The 16,450-nt window shown below is 30.1% G+C and carries 16 protein-coding genes and 1 tRNA gene; 7 read left to right on the top strand and 10 right to left on the bottom strand.

Features of this window, described 5'->3' with window-relative positions:
• The first annotated feature begins 69 nt into the window (after positions 1 to 69).
• Positions 70 to 396 (top strand): DMT family transporter, encoded by a 327-nt coding sequence (locus HXZ74_RS04105; protein ID WP_280063255.1) that lies wholly within the window; start codon positions 70 to 72, stop codon positions 394 to 396.
• Between the two features lie 19 nt (positions 397 to 415).
• Positions 416 to 1,240: a helix-turn-helix domain-containing protein gene (locus HXZ74_RS04100; RefSeq protein WP_286473969.1), complete on the top strand. Its 825-nt coding sequence runs from the start codon at positions 416 to 418 to the stop codon at positions 1,238 to 1,240.
• A 391-nt stretch (positions 1,241 to 1,631) separates the two neighbouring features.
• Here HXZ74_RS04100 and HXZ74_RS04095 read toward each other — a convergent pair whose 3' ends face one another.
• From HXZ74_RS04095 to HXZ74_RS04085, 3 genes are read right to left on the bottom strand one after another with little or no spacing between them, the layout of a single operon-like run.
• The gene (locus HXZ74_RS04095; RefSeq protein ID WP_280063258.1) at positions 1,632 to 2,984 is read right to left on the bottom strand and encodes a UDP-N-acetylmuramate--L-alanine ligase; all 1,353 of its coding nucleotides are present in this window, start codon (positions 2,982 to 2,984) and stop codon (positions 1,632 to 1,634) included.
• An 18-nt stretch (positions 2,985 to 3,002) separates the two neighbouring features.
• Complete coding sequence (locus HXZ74_RS04090) at positions 3,003 to 3,887, bottom strand: lysophospholipid acyltransferase family protein (RefSeq protein WP_038334575.1); 885 nt, start codon at positions 3,885 to 3,887, stop codon at positions 3,003 to 3,005.
• 19 nt (positions 3,888 to 3,906) lie between these two features.
• Positions 3,907 to 4,551 (bottom strand): NUDIX hydrolase, encoded by a 645-nt coding sequence (locus HXZ74_RS04085; protein WP_180904922.1) that lies wholly within the window; start codon positions 4,549 to 4,551, stop codon positions 3,907 to 3,909.
• A gap of 224 nt (positions 4,552 to 4,775) precedes the next feature.
• Here HXZ74_RS04085 and HXZ74_RS04080 point away from each other — a divergent pair, with 224 nt between their 5' ends.
• The 4 genes from HXZ74_RS04080 to HXZ74_RS04065 all read left to right on the top strand — a co-directional run bounded on the left by HXZ74_RS04080 (position 4,776) and on the right by HXZ74_RS04065 (position 8,422).
• Complete coding sequence (locus HXZ74_RS04080) at positions 4,776 to 6,884, top strand: M3 family metallopeptidase (protein WP_286473966.1); 2,109 nt, start codon at positions 4,776 to 4,778, stop codon at positions 6,882 to 6,884.
• Positions 6,885 to 6,979: 95 nt separating this feature from the next.
• The gene (locus tag HXZ74_RS04075; protein WP_038334591.1) at positions 6,980 to 7,711 is read left to right on the top strand and encodes a YebC/PmpR family DNA-binding transcriptional regulator; all 732 of its coding nucleotides are present in this window, start codon (positions 6,980 to 6,982) and stop codon (positions 7,709 to 7,711) included.
• A gap of 86 nt (positions 7,712 to 7,797) precedes the next feature.
• A complete protein-coding gene (locus HXZ74_RS04070; protein WP_286473962.1) occupies positions 7,798 to 8,205 on the top strand; it encodes a hypothetical protein in 408 nt (135 codons plus the stop codon).
• Positions 8,206 to 8,337: 132 nt separating this feature from the next.
• Positions 8,338 to 8,422 (top strand) — tRNA-Ser (locus tag HXZ74_RS04065).
• Here HXZ74_RS04065 and HXZ74_RS04060 read toward each other — a convergent pair.
• The 7 genes from HXZ74_RS04060 to HXZ74_RS04030 all read right to left on the bottom strand — a co-directional run bounded on the left by HXZ74_RS04060 (position 8,413) and on the right by HXZ74_RS04030 (position 15,614).
• Positions 8,413 to 9,936 (bottom strand): recombinase family protein, encoded by a 1,524-nt coding sequence (locus HXZ74_RS04060; protein ID WP_286473960.1) that lies wholly within the window; start codon positions 9,934 to 9,936, stop codon positions 8,413 to 8,415. The two genes, HXZ74_RS04065 and HXZ74_RS04060, sit on opposite strands and share 10 nt — an antisense overlap.
• The gene (locus tag HXZ74_RS04055; protein ID WP_286473958.1) at positions 9,911 to 10,081 is read right to left on the bottom strand and encodes a hypothetical protein; all 171 of its coding nucleotides are present in this window, start codon (positions 10,079 to 10,081) and stop codon (positions 9,911 to 9,913) included. Before HXZ74_RS04055 ends, HXZ74_RS04060 begins: the two co-directional genes overlap by 26 nt.
• Before the next feature lie 496 nt (positions 10,082 to 10,577).
• On the bottom strand, positions 10,578 to 11,294 hold the full coding sequence (locus HXZ74_RS04050; RefSeq protein WP_115001310.1) for an HNH endonuclease: 717 nt from the start codon (positions 11,292 to 11,294) through the stop codon (positions 10,578 to 10,580).
• Positions 11,295 to 11,487: 193 nt separating this feature from the next.
• A complete protein-coding gene (locus HXZ74_RS04045; RefSeq protein WP_115001308.1) occupies positions 11,488 to 12,723 on the bottom strand; it encodes a Shedu immune nuclease family protein in 1,236 nt (411 codons plus the stop codon).
• 176 nt (positions 12,724 to 12,899) lie between these two features.
• A complete protein-coding gene (locus HXZ74_RS04040) occupies positions 12,900 to 13,703 on the bottom strand; it encodes a DUF2971 domain-containing protein (protein WP_115001307.1) in 804 nt (267 codons plus the stop codon).
• Positions 13,704 to 13,966: 263 nt separating this feature from the next.
• Entirely contained in the window at positions 13,967 to 14,986 is a 1,020-nt protein-coding gene (locus HXZ74_RS04035; protein ID WP_286473955.1) for a Kiwa anti-phage protein KwaB-like domain-containing protein, read from the bottom strand.
• Complete coding sequence (locus HXZ74_RS04030) at positions 14,973 to 15,614, bottom strand: KwaA family protein (RefSeq protein ID WP_115001304.1); 642 nt, start codon at positions 15,612 to 15,614, stop codon at positions 14,973 to 14,975. Before HXZ74_RS04030 ends, HXZ74_RS04035 begins: the two co-directional genes overlap by 14 nt.
• 525 nt (positions 15,615 to 16,139) lie before the next feature.
• On the opposite strand from HXZ74_RS04030, the gene HXZ74_RS04025 reads away from it, so the two are divergent.
• On the top strand, positions 16,140 to 16,439 hold the full coding sequence (locus HXZ74_RS04025; protein ID WP_225540518.1) for a transposase: 300 nt from the start codon (positions 16,140 to 16,142) through the stop codon (positions 16,437 to 16,439).
• Positions 16,440 to 16,450 lie beyond the last annotated feature (11 nt).

The following is a 16,450-nucleotide window of genomic DNA, read 5'->3' as shown; positions in this document are numbered from 1 at the left end:
AAAATAAATAATTAATTTTAAGGCTACAATTTTTTGTAGTCTTAATTTTTATAAACAAATCAGTAAAAAATGAATTGGGTAATTTTACTAATTGCAGGATTTTGCGAAGTCGGTTTCGCATCATGTCTTGGAAAAGCAAAAGAAGCAACCGGAAATGATACCTATTTATGGTATGGTGGTTTTTTATTTTTCTTAACGGTGAGCATGGTTTTGTTGGTAAAAGCAACGCAAGCATTACCAATCGGAACGGCTTATGCAGTTTGGACGGGAATTGGAGCAGTCGGAACAGTTTTGGTCGGAATTTTTATTTTTAAAGAACCGGCAAGTTTTTGGCGCGTTTTTTTCTTAACGACTTTAATCTGCTCTATTATTGGATTAAAATTTGTGTCAAATTAACTGAATATTGTGTTGATTTATGGAGAATTTTAATGTTTTTGATCAAGAGGAATTTATTCAGCAAACTGTCGAGAATAAACGTTTGAAAAAAGATTTGATTCAAACGATTTTTATTCAACATGGTTATTTAATTATTTCTCAAAATGACCAAGAAATTAAACTTAAACAACACGATGTTTTCTTCCCTGAACCTAACAAATCCTATCAAATAATTTCAAAATCATCTGATTTAGAATTGTTGAGTTTAGTCTTAACCAAAAAGATTTTAGATACGTCGATTATCGATTTGAGTGGTTATGAATACAACCAATTTTTTGGCGAAAGTAGAGTCAATAATTATCATTTCAATGAAATAGAATTTTCTGCTTTAATCGAACTTTTATTGCAGTTAAAGTTGCGTTTGCAAGAGAAATCGACCAAATTCGTACGTTATTTACAATTCAATTTATTTTATGCGATTGTTTACACAACGTTTAGCGAACTTTCGAAGCAACAAACAATTATTGTAAGAAAAGGAACGCGAAAAGATGATATTGTAAAACGTTTTTTGAATGACTTAAATAAGGGTTATATAGAAAATAGAGATGCAAAATATTATGCAGATAAACTGAATATTACAGTTAGATATTTAACTGAATGTTGCAAATCAATAACGGGTAGAACGACAAAGGAATTAATCAGTTCTGTTGTGATTCGTGAATCGAAAGTATTGTTGAGTGAAACAACTAAAACAATCTCAGAAATTTCGAATGAGTTAAACTTTTCTGATCAATATTCATTCGGAAATTTTTTCAAAAAACATCTAAAAATTAGTCCAACTCAATTTAGAAAAAGTTTACAATAACTTCCGTTTTGGACATCTTTAGGCTACTTTTCAAACTTTTTTTAATCTCGATTTTTATCATCTTTGTTACTATCAAAAGGGTCACTATAATTTTATAGTAAAAACAGAGGTGTTTTTTGATGGCGAAAGCTAACAAAAGTGAGTAGAGTATTACTAAAAGTTTATATCACCTCTGTTTTTTCTAAAATAATGTTTTTAAAATTAATAGTTCCGAAAAAGTTTAAAATAGTTCTAAGTTTACTGATATTTGAAAAGAAGTAATCCAAAAACCCAAAATAATTATTTTGACCATTTGAGAAAAAATAAAAAGAGAACCTAAAAAATTAAGTTCTCTTTTTCTATATTTTATAGATATTTAAGTGGAAATCACCTTTTTTTGAAAGGTGATTTTTTATGCTTTAAATAATTCATTCAAGTTTACTCCACCGAAGTTTCCTGAACTCATCATCAAAAATACTTTATCTTTTTTATCTAAACTTTCGATATAATCTTGCAATTGTTCACCATTTGTAAACACCAAAATCGAATCGTCTCCAAACGCTTTTTTGATATCTTCTGGAGAAATCATTTCCATACGTTTTATTTCTAATGCTTCTGGACTATACATCACAATTTTGATATCGGCTTTATCTAAAGCTCCTTTATATTGAACCAAAAACTCAGGATTTAAAGACGAATAGGTATGAATTTCCAAACATCCCACAACTGTTTTATCTGTATATTGTTCTTTTACCGCATTGGTCACCGAAGTTACTTTACTTGGCGCATGAGCAAAATCTTTGTAAGCAACAAAATCAGAAGTACGATTAATTAATTCCAAACGTTTAGACGCACCTTTGAATGATTGAATTGCTTCATTGAAATCATCATCCATTACACCTAATTGTTTACAAATTGCACGAGCACCTTCTAAATTCATCAAGTTATGATTACCAAAGACTTCTAGCGGAATTGGACCATCTTCTGTTTCGATAAAAGTGATTCCATTTTCGATAAAATGTTCTGGTAAATGATAAGGAAATTTCTTGATTGCTTTCTCAGTTTCTTCAACAACTTTTACAACTTCTTCGTCTGTTTCATTGTAAATTAAAGCACCTCCATTCACGATAGATTCTACGAATTTTGAGAATTGAGAAGTGTAATCTGCAAACGTTGGAAAAACATTGATATGATCCCAAGCGATACCAGAAATCAACGCAATATTTGGTTGATACAACAAGAATTTTGAACGACGATCTAAGGCAGAAGATAAATATTCGTCACCTTCCATAATCATAAATTCGTTGTCTTCTGTCAATTTTACCATCACATCAAAACCATCCAATTGTGCACCAACCATATAATCAACATCGATATTATGATAATGCAAAACGTGAAGAATCATTGATGTAATCGTCGTTTTTCCATGAGAACCACCAATTACAACACGCGTTTTATCTTTGGATTGTTCGTACAAATATTCTGGATATGAATAGATTTTTAAACCTAATTCTTGCGCACGTAACATTTCAGGATTATCAGCGTGAGCGTGCATACCCAAAATCACAGCATCTAAATCTGTTGTAATTTTTTCTGGAAACCAACCCATTTCTTCTGGTAAAATACCACGTTGATCCAAACGTGTTTTCGAAGGTTCGAAAATTGCGTCGTCAGACCCCGTTACTTGATAACCTTTTTCGTGCAAAGCAATCGCCAAATTGTGCATTGCACTACCGCCAATTGCAATAAAATGAACTTTTTTCATTTTGTATGTTGTATTCTTTTAGTCTTTTTTATTTTCTTCGTCGTAGCCCATTTCTTCGAAATCATCAAACTCTTCGTCATCTTCATTCAAATAATCGTCTAATGATTTTTCGCTATTTTCAGCAAGAATTTCGTCCATTGGTCGAACTTTATTAAACTCTGGAGCTTGCTCGATTGCATTCATAATTTTTTTCATGATAGCATCGCTCGAATCATTTTCATAATCTATTTCCAAAGGCTCTTTGAATGTCATTGTCGCATTAATTCCACGTTTTTTAATACGCAACCCTTTTTTATCAAAAGCTCTACGAAAACCATCAATCACAACTGGAATTACAATTGGTTTATTTTTCTTGATTAAATGCGCAGTTCCACGACGACCAGGCGCAAACGCAGTCGTAGTCCCTTGCGGAAATGTTACTACCCAACCACTTTGCAACGCAATATCGATATTGTTAATTTCGCTTAAATCAACTTTTCTATTTACATTTTCTCCTTTTGCACGCCACGTTCTTTTTACGGTTACTGCTCCTGTGTAGGCAAATAATTTTGTCAAAAGATTATCTTTCATCGTTTCCTCAGCGGCAACGTAATAAAAGTCAATCTTAGGATTAAGTAAATAAATTGGATTTTTGATGGTATCAATAAAACCATTTTTTACACTACAAAATACATGATACATCGCAAAAACATCAGCAAAATAAGTTTGATGATTCGAAACGAATAATACATTTTGAGCAGGTAAATGAACCAAGTTTTTTGTACCGCTAACTTTTAGTTTATTAAAACCATTATAACGGTTATAGGTAAATGATCCTAATAAGAAAATTAACGTCCTTTTTAGGAAATATAGATGTCCAAATGAATCGCGAAATGCGTTCTTTTTCTTTGCTTTTTGAGACACGAGTTCTTAATTGTTTAAGTTACAAATTTAATACGATTTTTAGATAATCTTTAAATTCTTCTAAAATCATTGCCGTTGCACCCCAAAGAAATTCATCGTCACCAATATTATAACCAGGGATTTCGACAACTTGACCAGAAAATTCTCTCTCAAAAACTTCGTAATCAGCATTCAAAAAAGCTTCCAAATTTAACGGAACAACATATTGTACTTCACGCTCATCAGGGTTGAAATGAGGTTCTCCATGATAAATTCCGATGTACGGATAAACCAAGAAATTGCTTGGTGGAATATACATTTCGCTCAATTGTCTTACAATCTCAATGTTTTCGTAATCTACACCAAGTTCTTCCACAGTTTCGCGAATAGCAGTTTCGTCAAAACTAATATCTTGCTCTTCAAATTGTCCACCTGGCAAAGAAAACTGATGCGAATGCGCTCCTTCATAAGAAACACGCATGGTTACTGGAAATTCAATTTCTCCATCTTCGTTTTGATACAATAAAATCATGACAGATGCACTTCTTGGATTGGTACGTTTTACATATTCTAAATCAAATTTTTGACGATATGGAGGTGAAAGCTTTTGGTGCGATTCCCAACTAGGCAATTCTTCAACACTTTCGGCTAATAAATATTTTAATTCTTCTAAATCTAAATACAAAATGGATTGATTTTTAGGGTAATAAAAAAGAGTGAAATTTTTCCTCACTCTTTTTCAAAGATAATTATTTTCGTCGAAGAAAATTCAACCTTTTCGGTAAGGTTTATTAATTATTTAACTTTTAAGATTTAGCTTAAATATTTTCCATTGTTTGAATGAAAAACAGAATGTTTTTGAAATTTCACATTATAAGTTTAACTTCGTTAGGTCTAAAAATAATAAAAATGTTTAATAAAAAACTTTTTTACGGAATGATGGTAGGATCGTCAATCCTAGCCACTTCTTGTAGCGAAAAGTCAACAAATAGTATGTGGAACGATAAAAATCCTTTTTTTGAAGTGAGCACTTTGCCTTATCAAACTACTGATTTTTCGAAAATTAAAAACGAAGATTTCAAACCTGCTTTGTTGCAAGGAATGGCTGAACAATTAGTCGAAATTAATAAAATTGCTAATAATTCTGAAGCACCAACTTTCGAAAATACATTAGTCGAAATGGAAAGATCTGGTCAATTATTAACACGAGTTAATCATGTTTTTGGATTATTGACTGGAGCAAATACAAACGAAACATTGCAAGCAGTAGAGGAGGAGATGTCGCCTAAATTTGCCGCTCATAGCGATGCAATTTATTTGAATGATAAATTATTTCAACGTGTAAAAACTTTACATGATAATAAAAAATCATTGAATTTAGATAAAGAATCATCACGTTTGTTAGATGTGTATTATCAACGATTTGAATTGGCTGGAGCAAATTTATCTACTGCGCAAAAAGATGAATTGAAAAAATTGAATGGAGAAATAGCTTCTTTGGAAACTAAATTCTCAAATCAATTATTAAAAGGAACAAAATCTGGTGGTGTTACTTTTACAAAAGAAGAATTAGCTGATTTGAGTGATGCTGATTTAGAAGCTTTCAAACAAGCTGATGGAACATATTTAATCAGTTTATTGAATACAACTCAACAACCTGAGTTGCAAAATATGACTAATGCAGCTTCTCGTAAAAAATTATTTGATGCAGCTTGGATTAGAACAGAGAAAAAAGACGAAAATGATACGCGAGCTACAATTTTAACTTTGGTTAAAAAACGTGCGGAGAAAGCTAAATTATTAGGTTTTGCAAATTATGCAGAATGGAATTTGCAAGATCAAATGGCGCAAAATCCAACAGCAGCAAAAGGAATTTTGAATCAAATGATTCCAGTGGCAACTGCAATGGCGCAAAAAGATGCAAAAGAATTTGAAGCGTTAGCGAAGAAAGAAAATCCGTCAAATACATTAACTGCTGCGGATTGGAACTATTATGCTGAGAAAGTTCGTAAAGAGAAATATGATATCGACGAAAATGAAATGAAACCTTATTTCGTTTTAGATTCAGTTGTAGAGAATGGAATTTTCTTTATGGCGAAAGAATTGTATGGAATTTCATTTAAAAAAAGAACGGATATTCCAACTTGGCACGAAGATGTGAAAGTATACGAATTGTTTAATGAAGATGGTTCTCAGTTGGGATTATTTTATACCGATTATTTCAAAAGAGATTCTAAACAAGGAGGAGCTTGGATGAGTAATCTTGTAGAGCAATCGCATTTATTCGGAACAAAACCTGTTATTTATAATGTCGGAAACTACACAAAACCTGCAAATGGTCAACCTGCGTTGATTTCGTATGATGATGTAGTGACAACTTTTCACGAATTTGGACATGCGTTGCATGGTTTCTTTGCAAATCAAAAATATCCAACTTTATCTGGAACAAATGTTTCGAGAGATTTTGTGGAATTTCCATCTCAATTTCACGAACATTATGTAACGGAACCATCTATCCTAAAAAATTATGCGAAGCATTATCAAACAGGAGCTGCGATTCCTGATGCGTTGGTAGAAAAAATGAAAAAAGCATCTAACTTTAATAAAGGTTATACGTTAACAGAAATGCTTTCTGCGGCATCTTTGGATTTATCTTGGCATACAGTTTCTACTGATAAAGTAATCTCAAATGTAGATGATTTTGAAAAACAAGCCTTAATTGATATTAAAACAAATTTACCACAAGTTCCGCCTCGTTATCGCTCTTCTTACTTTAGCCATATTTTTGGAGGAGGATATGCAGCGGGATATTTTGCGTATATCTGGGCAGAAATGTTAGATCATGATGCATACGAATGGACAATAGAAAATGGAGGAATGTCACGTAAAAATGGTCAAATTTTGAGAGATAAAGTATTTTCTCAAGGAAATTCGGACGATTTGAATGTAATTTACAAAAATTTTAGAGGTAAAAATCCTTCAATTGAGCCAATGTTAAAATACCACGGATTGAAATAATCATTCTAAAATATTAACATCTTAAAAATCCAAGACATAGTTCTTGGATTTTTTTCGTTTTATGAATAAATTTGCAGCTATAAAAACAAGTATAAATGGGAAGAGCATTTGAATTTAGAAAAGGACGTAAATTAAAACGTTGGGCGGCAATGTCTAAAGCGTTTACTAAAATTGGGAAGGATATCGTAATGGCAGTAAAAGCAGGAGGACCTGATCCGCATTCAAATTCTCATCTTCGTGCGGTGATTCAGAATGCGAAGGCTGTTAACATGCCAAAAGATAACATCGAACGCGCAATCAAAAAAGCATCTGATAAAAATACAGAAAACTATAAGGAAGTTATTTTTGAAGGTTATGGACCTCACGGAATTGCCGTTTTAGTTGAAACTTCTACAAATAACAACAATCGTACAGTAGCTAACGTTCGTTCTTATTTCAGTAAATGTAATGGACAATTAGGAACGCAAGGTTCTGTTGAATTTATGTTTGATCATATCTGTAATTTCAAAATTCAAAAACCTGAAAATGTAGATTTAGAGGAATTAGAATTTGAAATGATTGACTTTGGAGTAGAGGAGATTTTTGAGGATGAAGATGGAATTGTATTAATTGCACCTTTCGAGAATTACGGAACAATCTTCAAATCTTTGGAAGAAGGTGGATATGAAATTATTTCATCAGAATTTGAAAGAATTCCACAAACAACAAAAGAATTAACAGAAGAACAAAAAGCTGACATCGAGAAATTGTTGGAGAAATTTGACGAAGATGAGGACGTAAATAACGTTTATCATACGATGAAAGAAGACGAAGAAGAGGAAGAATAATCTTTTTTTGAAAAGAATAATATGAGAACCGTTTAATTTATTTTAAACGGTTTTTTTTATCTTTAACCATAATTGAATTTTTGAGAATGATAAAAATTTTTACTTTACTTGGTTTGATTTTACAATTTGTTGCTTTTTGGATGGCTGCGCCAGAAATTCTTGGAGCTGATTGGTTAAAAAAGACTGAAGAAATGATTCGGAAAGCAATTAACCAGTTGCCACAATTAATTTTAGCTGTATTAGGAATGGCGATGGGAGTGATGTTTTATCATTCGATGAGTTCTATTTTGATATTTACAGTTGTTATGGTGATTATAATTTTATTATTGATTTTCTATAAAAAAGTAGAAAAGCTTTTGGACGAAAAAATCTCGAAACCATTGGTCAATAAATTAATCATAAACGAAACTTTTCGCTTTACTTTATTGAAGTTTGCAGCCTTGTTTTTCACGCTTGGTTTCCTTATTCAGATAGCTTTGGTAATAATTGTATAAAATTTTTTAAAAATATTTATTTGATAATGAATAAAGTATGTTTTTGTATTAAAAAAACTTTAAATTAAGGTTTGCAAATTCGAAAAAGCGTTCTATATTTGCACTCGCAATACCGCAATAAACTGCGTTATTGGAGAGTTGGCAGAGTGGTCGAATGCGGCAGTCTTGAAAACTGTTGAGGGTCACACCTCCGGGGGTTCGAATCCCTCACTCTCCGCTGAAAGGGATTCTATCATTTAGAATCTCTTTTTTTGTATAAATAAGTAAGTTTTCTTCCTTCATTTTCAAATGGTTATTCGAAAATAAATCCATCATTGTAGGTGTTCGATAAATACCATTTTCATAGTATAAATTGCTGTCGAACACTATGTTTACAAATTCTCTTTTCTGTAAAGTATTAGCTTTTGAATAAACAAACTTCATATCTGTTAATTGATTCAGATTCTTTTCTAATATTTTAAAAGCAATTTGTTGGTCAGTCCTATATCGCTCTATTGATCCTTTAAGAGTTATAATTTCATCATTGTAACTAGAAAACCAACGATGATACGTATCCTTGCTTACTTCGTTTTTAATCCATTTTTCTTCTACCGAAAATAACTTCTCTTGAACTGCTAATAATTGATTTTGTTTTTCAACAACCTTTTTTCTATTGTTTGATAGCTCAATTTCAAGTGATTTATTCGTTTCAGATTTAATTTTATTGAGTTGAACAGATGATAAACTCATTAATTCACAAATTTGAAGAAGTTGATTATGAGCTTTTATAGTACTAATGTTGTTATGTCGTGAATGTCGGCATTTATAATAATAAAAATATTTACCAGATTTCCCTCTCGAAGGAGCACCTGATAATTGTGTCCCACAATGGCATTTTAATATCCCTCGTAGAGGAAGTTCATCATCTATGACTACACGCTGTTTAGTTGGATTTTTAAATTTTTCTTGAACCATCATCCATAAAGTTTTATCGATGATTGGTTCATGGATCGCATCAAATAATCCCCCAGGATAATTTTTATAAGCTTCCACTTTTAATAATCCTGCATAAACAGGATTTTTAAGAACACGTTCAATTGCCATATTTCCTTTGGTAGTAAATCCAAGATTTCTAGCTTCTTCTTTTATCAAATAAAGGGGCGTGTTTTTAAGAAAAGCGTCATAAATATGGCGGACAATTTTAGCTTCTGTTTCTTCTACAATTAGTTTTCTTTCTTTTCGTTCTCCAATTTTCCTGTAGCCAAATGGAGCATTTTTAAAAACAAATCGTCCTTCTTTTGCTTTAGCAGTATAAATACCGCCTTTCACCTTTATACTTCGATTAATGTTATCTTCTTCGGCAAGAAGTAATTGTAAACCAGCTCTGAAAAAACTACCAGGCGTGTCGTAATCGAAAATTATTCCCTCTGTAACACTTACAACTTGAATGTTGTATTTTTTCTGAAGTAATTTCACCATACTCATCGCTTCACCTGCATCGCGACTAAAACGATCCAGTTGGTCGACAAGAAGATAATCAACAGTTTTGTAATGTTTCTTAATAAAGTCTTTGAGTTTAATAAAATCTGGACGATCAAATGTGCGAGCACTTTTACCACGATCAATAAAAGTGTCTATTAATTTAACTTCATTAAATTCTAACCATTGATCAGTATAAAGTTCTTGTCGTTCTATTGAACCATTACTCTGTCCGAGCTGACTAAACCTAAGGTATCTTATTGCTCTTTTCATAGTATTCCTTTAAAGTGGTAGATAAAATGATCTCTATAATCAAATTTACAACTTTTTCTTCCTTCTTAGCTTGTCTTTTTTGATTTATATCAATATTATCTTTTTGATTATCAGATATTTTTAAATACTTGTCACCTTTCTTCATTATCTTACTCTTTATCATTCATAAAGTTTTTAAACATTTGAATCGTTTAATAAAAAGTAGTTCTAAATGATGAAGTAGCTATAAATAGGCATTTATTGGAGCTATATGTCAGGTATTGGTTTTGATTAATTAAGGAATTAATCAAGAGGTTAATTTTGTAATTTGGAGAGGTCTTACGCAAAAAATAGTAGACTAGCTAAAATGTATTTTTTGATGTATCTTCTTCGACAATCCTTCGACCGTTGTTCGACTGATGTTCGACAAAACATACTTTTTCTCGAACCATTGTCGAAGGACACTCGAACAAACTCCGAAGAAATAGACTATTTTGTTATTATAAAATATATACGATAAAAAAAGAAGTATACCTTGTTGTATAAAACAAAAAAACTCACTAAAAACACTTAGCGAGGTTGTTTATTTACTGTTGTTTTAATAATATTACAATACATCTCATGCCCACCGAGCAAGACAAAAGCTTAGTTACTAAGAAAAGTTATTTTTTATATAATGTTTCATTATAGATTTCTCTATGTTGTTTTAGATACTTGATATTTTCTTTATTAACATTAAAAAGCTTGTCATTTTTATTAATACCAAGAATACTTTGTTCTGTCTCTAAGATTTTATATGACACAATAATTTTACCATTATCTTCAAAAGAAATTAGTCCTTTATCAAATAATTTGTCATAGTTTGGTAATAATAAAAGACCATTAAATTTATCTAATCTTTGAATATTTGTAGATTTATGCCAAGGCAATATATGAGAAGCAATTAATAATTCTGTTTTATGAAATTGGGTAACTGAACATTTCTTCCATAGTGAAATTAACGCTTTTCTATATTTACCTTGACCTATGCGTGCTTTTCTTAATTCTTCTTTTTCTGTTTCAGAAATAATCTCATATTCAATACTTTCAAGATCACTAAGAATTGGGAGATAATCAGCTACAATGAATTTTCTATATTTATTAAGAGCTGAACCAAAGTCTGAATAAGCATCTTTGGATTTATATATTGAGCGGGTATTTTCCTTAGATTTCAATTTAGAAATTATTTCTTGATTAGATTTCAAGTTTGTATTTACTTCAAATCCTTGCTCAGAGATAAAATTTAGCCAACTTATATAATTTGATGCAGAAGACTTACCTTTTGGTCCAAATTCCTTCATGAATTGCCTAAACTCATTCTCGTTTTCGATGTATGACATAGCTGAGTTTTTTTATAATTATTGCTAATATCCTAAAACCATCTTATAAAAAATTACGATTTCACGTAAAAACAAAAAACCTCCCTAAAATCACTTAGTGAGGTTGTATATTCTAATATTTTTGTATCAAGTGGACTTTCAATACATATTATGCCCTCCGGGCAAGACGAAAGCTTAGTTATTAGGCGAAGTTTTATTCTTCATTTGTGATTATTTGGTCATAATACTTGTTTTTTTGATTTTCCATACCCTCAACTAATTCGTCATATAATACTATTTCTATATTTTTTAATGATTTTCTTAATACTTTAAAATCTTCTTTTTTGTTATCGTCGTCAAGTTGATTAGAATGACCTATTATTAAAATAGCTCTAGGTTTAATCACCTTTACATCAATTCTTTCTTCTCTTCTTATATCATCTGCAAGAGTACTAGCTTTTCTTTCTGCGTTATATAAGTATTTTTCTGCTTGTACAATTGCTTTAACTGTCTCTGCGTGCCAATAATAATTTCCTCTATCAGTTTCCTTAGACAATAAAGTTGTATTTGGTTTTTTTATTTCGAAGATATCTAAAAAACCTTTTGTATCTATCATACCGAAATCAGCATTTCTAGAACCTCTTAAAATAACATTTAGTTCTGGCAAAATTTTCACATATTTAGATTCTAAAAGAAATAAGTTTTTTTTCAGATATTTTCCCCAAGAATTTTCTGAGATATTATTTGATAAATTTTCTTCAAATTCAGCAATAATTCTATCTATAGCAACAGTATCAACTTGAATTTTTGTTCTAGCTAATTGTAAAAATTTATGTGAGTTACTTTGGTATCTATTTTTTAATAAATCCGAAATAAATGTTTCTACAATTTGTAAATCTGCTGGAGTTAAATGTGGAATTATTTCAGAATTTAAATTTCTAATAAAATTACCTTTTTGTCTAAGTGGCGTATTTGTTGATTCAGGAAAAGTTGTTGGAAATATTCTATAGAAAAAGCTATCAATAATATCATTTTTGGCTTGATTGTATTGATTTTTTTCAGCAATGAAATTTTCTCTTAATGTTTTAAAATCCTCGTAGTTTAAAACTAAGGAATAAGTGTTAGCATTTCTATTTTTTCTATATGAATTGTCACCATTACTAGTAATTGTAAGTTTAGAAATTCTATTTTCTTGAAGTTTTTTATTTAAATAGTATTGAACAGATTGTTTTATATAACCACTTTCAGAAAAATCATCTGGTAATCTTGAAAAACCTACTAAGGCAATTTCTGAAATGTCAAATTCTCCAGGTTTTGGATAAAATGTAATTTTATTGTCTCTTGTATTAAATCTATATGCTAATCTTCTTGTTGTTGAATCATCGTCTTCAATTACCCAGATTTCTCTACCTGTTGAAACATTTGATGTTTCTGTTGTATATTTTGCCATAAAGATGTTTTAAAATTACGCCTAACATAATTTTTTACGAAAATACTACATCTACATTTCGTAAAATTAACCCCAAATATACAAACAAAACTGCATTGTATACCTTGTTGTGTAAAAAAGAAAACCTCTCTTAAAAAAACTTAGCGAGGTTGTATATTTATAGTTATTTGCTGTAGTTATACTAATCTTCTTGTTAATTCAAATTTAAAAGGTGTTTTTTGAATTTGATATACTTTAATATCATGTTCATTAGCAATTTTTAGAATGTCATCTTTATCTTCAGAAGATATTTTTAAACCTAAGTTTATCTCCTCGATAAAACCGAAAGGTATTTTTTTTACTCTCTCATCTTCTGTAGGTTCATTTGGATAAAATAATTTAGTTAATCTATATTCTTCCTCATATTCCCATTCTTTTGATTTATAATGAGATTTTTGAAAAGAAGAAATCATAGAATGTTCTTCAAAAGGATCTATAAATGGGTAATCTGTAGAATAAATCACAGGACCTCCTTTTCCGAAAATCCCAGAGGTTCTCATCTTCTCTTCATTATAACCAATATTAAACCCCTTATGATTTTCAGCGTAATGAGACCACATTAAGATAGAATTCCATCGACCAGAAAGAGATAACACTCCTTGGTACTTGTTTATAGCATTGAACTCTATATTTTCCCATTCCTTTTGATATTCTTCGATATTTTTTAATCTATTTAATTGAAATTCCCTTTCCTTTGCTAAGTTATATCCTTTACTTAAAAGAAAGTCTTTATGTTTTTTTAATCCATCATCGACATACTTCTCAATTTTTTCTTTAGTATCAAGAGTTAGAAAATTTTTTGTAATTCCAAAATCAAAAGGGTCATTAAATGAATTTGGAGCAGCTAAGTAAATTTCACCATCCGTTAAAATTTTTCTATGATATATATTTTGCCAATTTCTGTATTTGTATATTATTTCAGGATAGTCTGTAGTGTTCATTAAGATACGTTTTTTGGAATAATTGCTACTAACATATTATTTTACGAAGTAAATGATAGAAAAGTATCGATAAAATATCTTTATATCTATTTATGATTCGTATAATTACGACCAAACATACAACAACCATTTAATAATAAATTACGGTTTTACATAAAAACAAAAAACCTCCCTAAAATTGTTTTTAAAGAGGTTATTATTTATACTGTTTTGTGTCTAAAATTAGAGTTGTGCAACAGTTACACATGTTGTATGCTGCCCGTTTATTCGGTAGTAGTTAATGCTTTTCCGGCGAACGTTCCATAAGGTTTTCCAGAAACCTCTCCAACTTTATAATAGTCTGCTAAGACCTTTAATGTTAGTGTGATGTCGTTTTCATCTTCAATATGAATTTTACCATCTTTTAAATTTAGTTTTTCTCCGTACTTCTTGCAAATTCCTTGCATTTTAGTAACAGTTTTTTTATCGAGTGTTTGGTAATTACCAATTTTTGATAGTCTAACAAGTTTTTTATGAAGAGAAGGATTTTTGTCAGAGCTGTTTTGTAATAATTCAGTTCCTATGAACATATTAGTTTGTTCAAGTTGAGTAATAACTTGATTTGCTTGAATTCTATATTCTTCTTCCAAGCCAATAATTTGTTCAAATTGTGTCTTTTTTGCTACATAAAAAGTATCCTCATAAAAAATACAATCGATTTGTTTGTCAAGGTTTACCGTTTCACCTTCGATTAATTCGAGTTTTTGGCTTTTAGAATTAAAAAGTGTTCTGATTGATTTTTGAAGAGCATTTTTTTTGTTTCCACTTTTTTCATCAACAGCTACCTTTGCTGATAATATTTTTCTAAATGTATAAATCCATTCCTCATTTTCATTAAAAAAACCAACACAATACGCCCAAAGCTCTTCATTCATAATGATTTCCTCAAGACTTTTTATTTTTGGTGGATTATTTACGAGTTGGTTATTGATCACATCCGCAAAAGACATAGCCTTATTAGTCATTTGGTAGGTAAATAACTGTTGACTATCGTCAGTTATAACATCATATTCATGAAGTTCGGTTTTGTATTTTAATATAGTGCCTATTTGTTCAACAGATAGGTTATACAAATGTTCTCTAATTTCTTCATTGATATCAATCTGATAAACTTTGAAATCATATTTGTCAAGCATTTTAGTTGATGCTTTAACATTAGGCTTTAATATTCTAGTAATAAAATAGAGAATGATGTTTCCTTTTCCATTTTCCTCTATTTTTTGAAGAATGTCATTTAATATCATTTATTTTGAATTTGTAATTAGTTGCAAAAAATAATTTATGACCTATTTCGTAAAATTTCATTTTTTCTTCGTCCTGTATCCACTTGTTTTTGGAAATAATCAGTCCGTTTTTGTTTTTTGAATTTTGTGTATATTCAACTTCATAAATTCCATAACTAAAACTTAAAAGTGGATTAATTAATAATAAAGAGGAATTAATGTAAATTCTATAAATTATTATTAATAAGAATAATACTGATGCACATTCATAAAAACTATCAAAACTTTGAAATAGAAATGGGATAATATATGTGGCAATATATCCAATACTCTCACTGTTTTTGTTCTTAACATCAATAACTTTAACTGGAAAGCCGTTATTTTCAGCAACCTCTTCAATATTTCCTAATGTTTTGCGATATCCAAAATATCCAATAATTGAAATAACGATAAGTGTTGAAGACAATAGAAATTTTGAAAAAAAGATTATAATTGCTTCTAAATTGAAACCGCCCCAATTGAGATATTCTACGTTCATTGAAACTTGTCTTACAATTAGAAGTATGAACAAAGGTAAATACGAAGAAACAAACAATGAAAATTGCGCTGTGCCATGTAATTCATTTATTTTGTTTTTCGGTTCATTCATCTGATGAAAAGTTATGTACGGTTGTTGGGTAGGGTTGCATACAACATTGTTTTTTTTTACGAAACTACTAGAACATATGTCTCGTAAAAAAAACACATATATTTATTTTTTCGTTAAATTATCCCCAAATATGCATAATTCATTTCACAATAAATTACGGTTTTACGTAAAAACAAAAAAACATTTAAATCAGCTTTTGAGTTTATCGAAATATAAATAAGGATAATAGTTTTTTTTTCTGAAATATTTAGTAGTTACTCTTTTTACCTCTAGTATTTAGTTAAATTTGTTATTGATTTTAAATAGATATGATAATTGATTCCCTTCGCTCTTTAATTCAGCTTCCATAAGAGAAATTCTATTCTCATTGAACTTAAAAAATAGATCTGTGATCTTTCTAAATTTCAATTTTGCAATATTTTCTATTAATTCAGCACTTGTTTGTATTGTAGTTTGAAATAAACTATTTGGATATACTAACTTAGTTGGGAGTAAAAGTTAAGCATAAAACCTTAATTTTAATATATGAAAAGAATCCGTAAAATTTATCCAAGCGATTTTAAACTCCAAGCGGTTGAATTAAGTTTTGAGCGAAAAAACATATCAGAATTAGCCAGAGAATTGGGTATAACAGTTAGTTTACTATATAAATGGCGCAAAGAATATGCTGAATTTGGTACAGGAAGTTTTCCAGGTAAAGGAAATCTTAAACTCACTGCAGAGCAGGAAAAAATTCACGATTTAGAGCGAAAACTGAAGGATGCTGAACTTGAACGAGACATCCTAAAAAAGGCGATCAGCATTTTTTCCAAGAGCGGTCGTTGAAATATCAATTC

The organism is Empedobacter sp. R750, assembly GCF_030324345.1.
GTDB classification, from domain to species: domain Bacteria; phylum Bacteroidota; class Bacteroidia; order Flavobacteriales; family Weeksellaceae; genus Empedobacter; species Empedobacter falsenii_C.
This window is presented reverse-complemented; position numbering and strand designations above follow the sequence as displayed.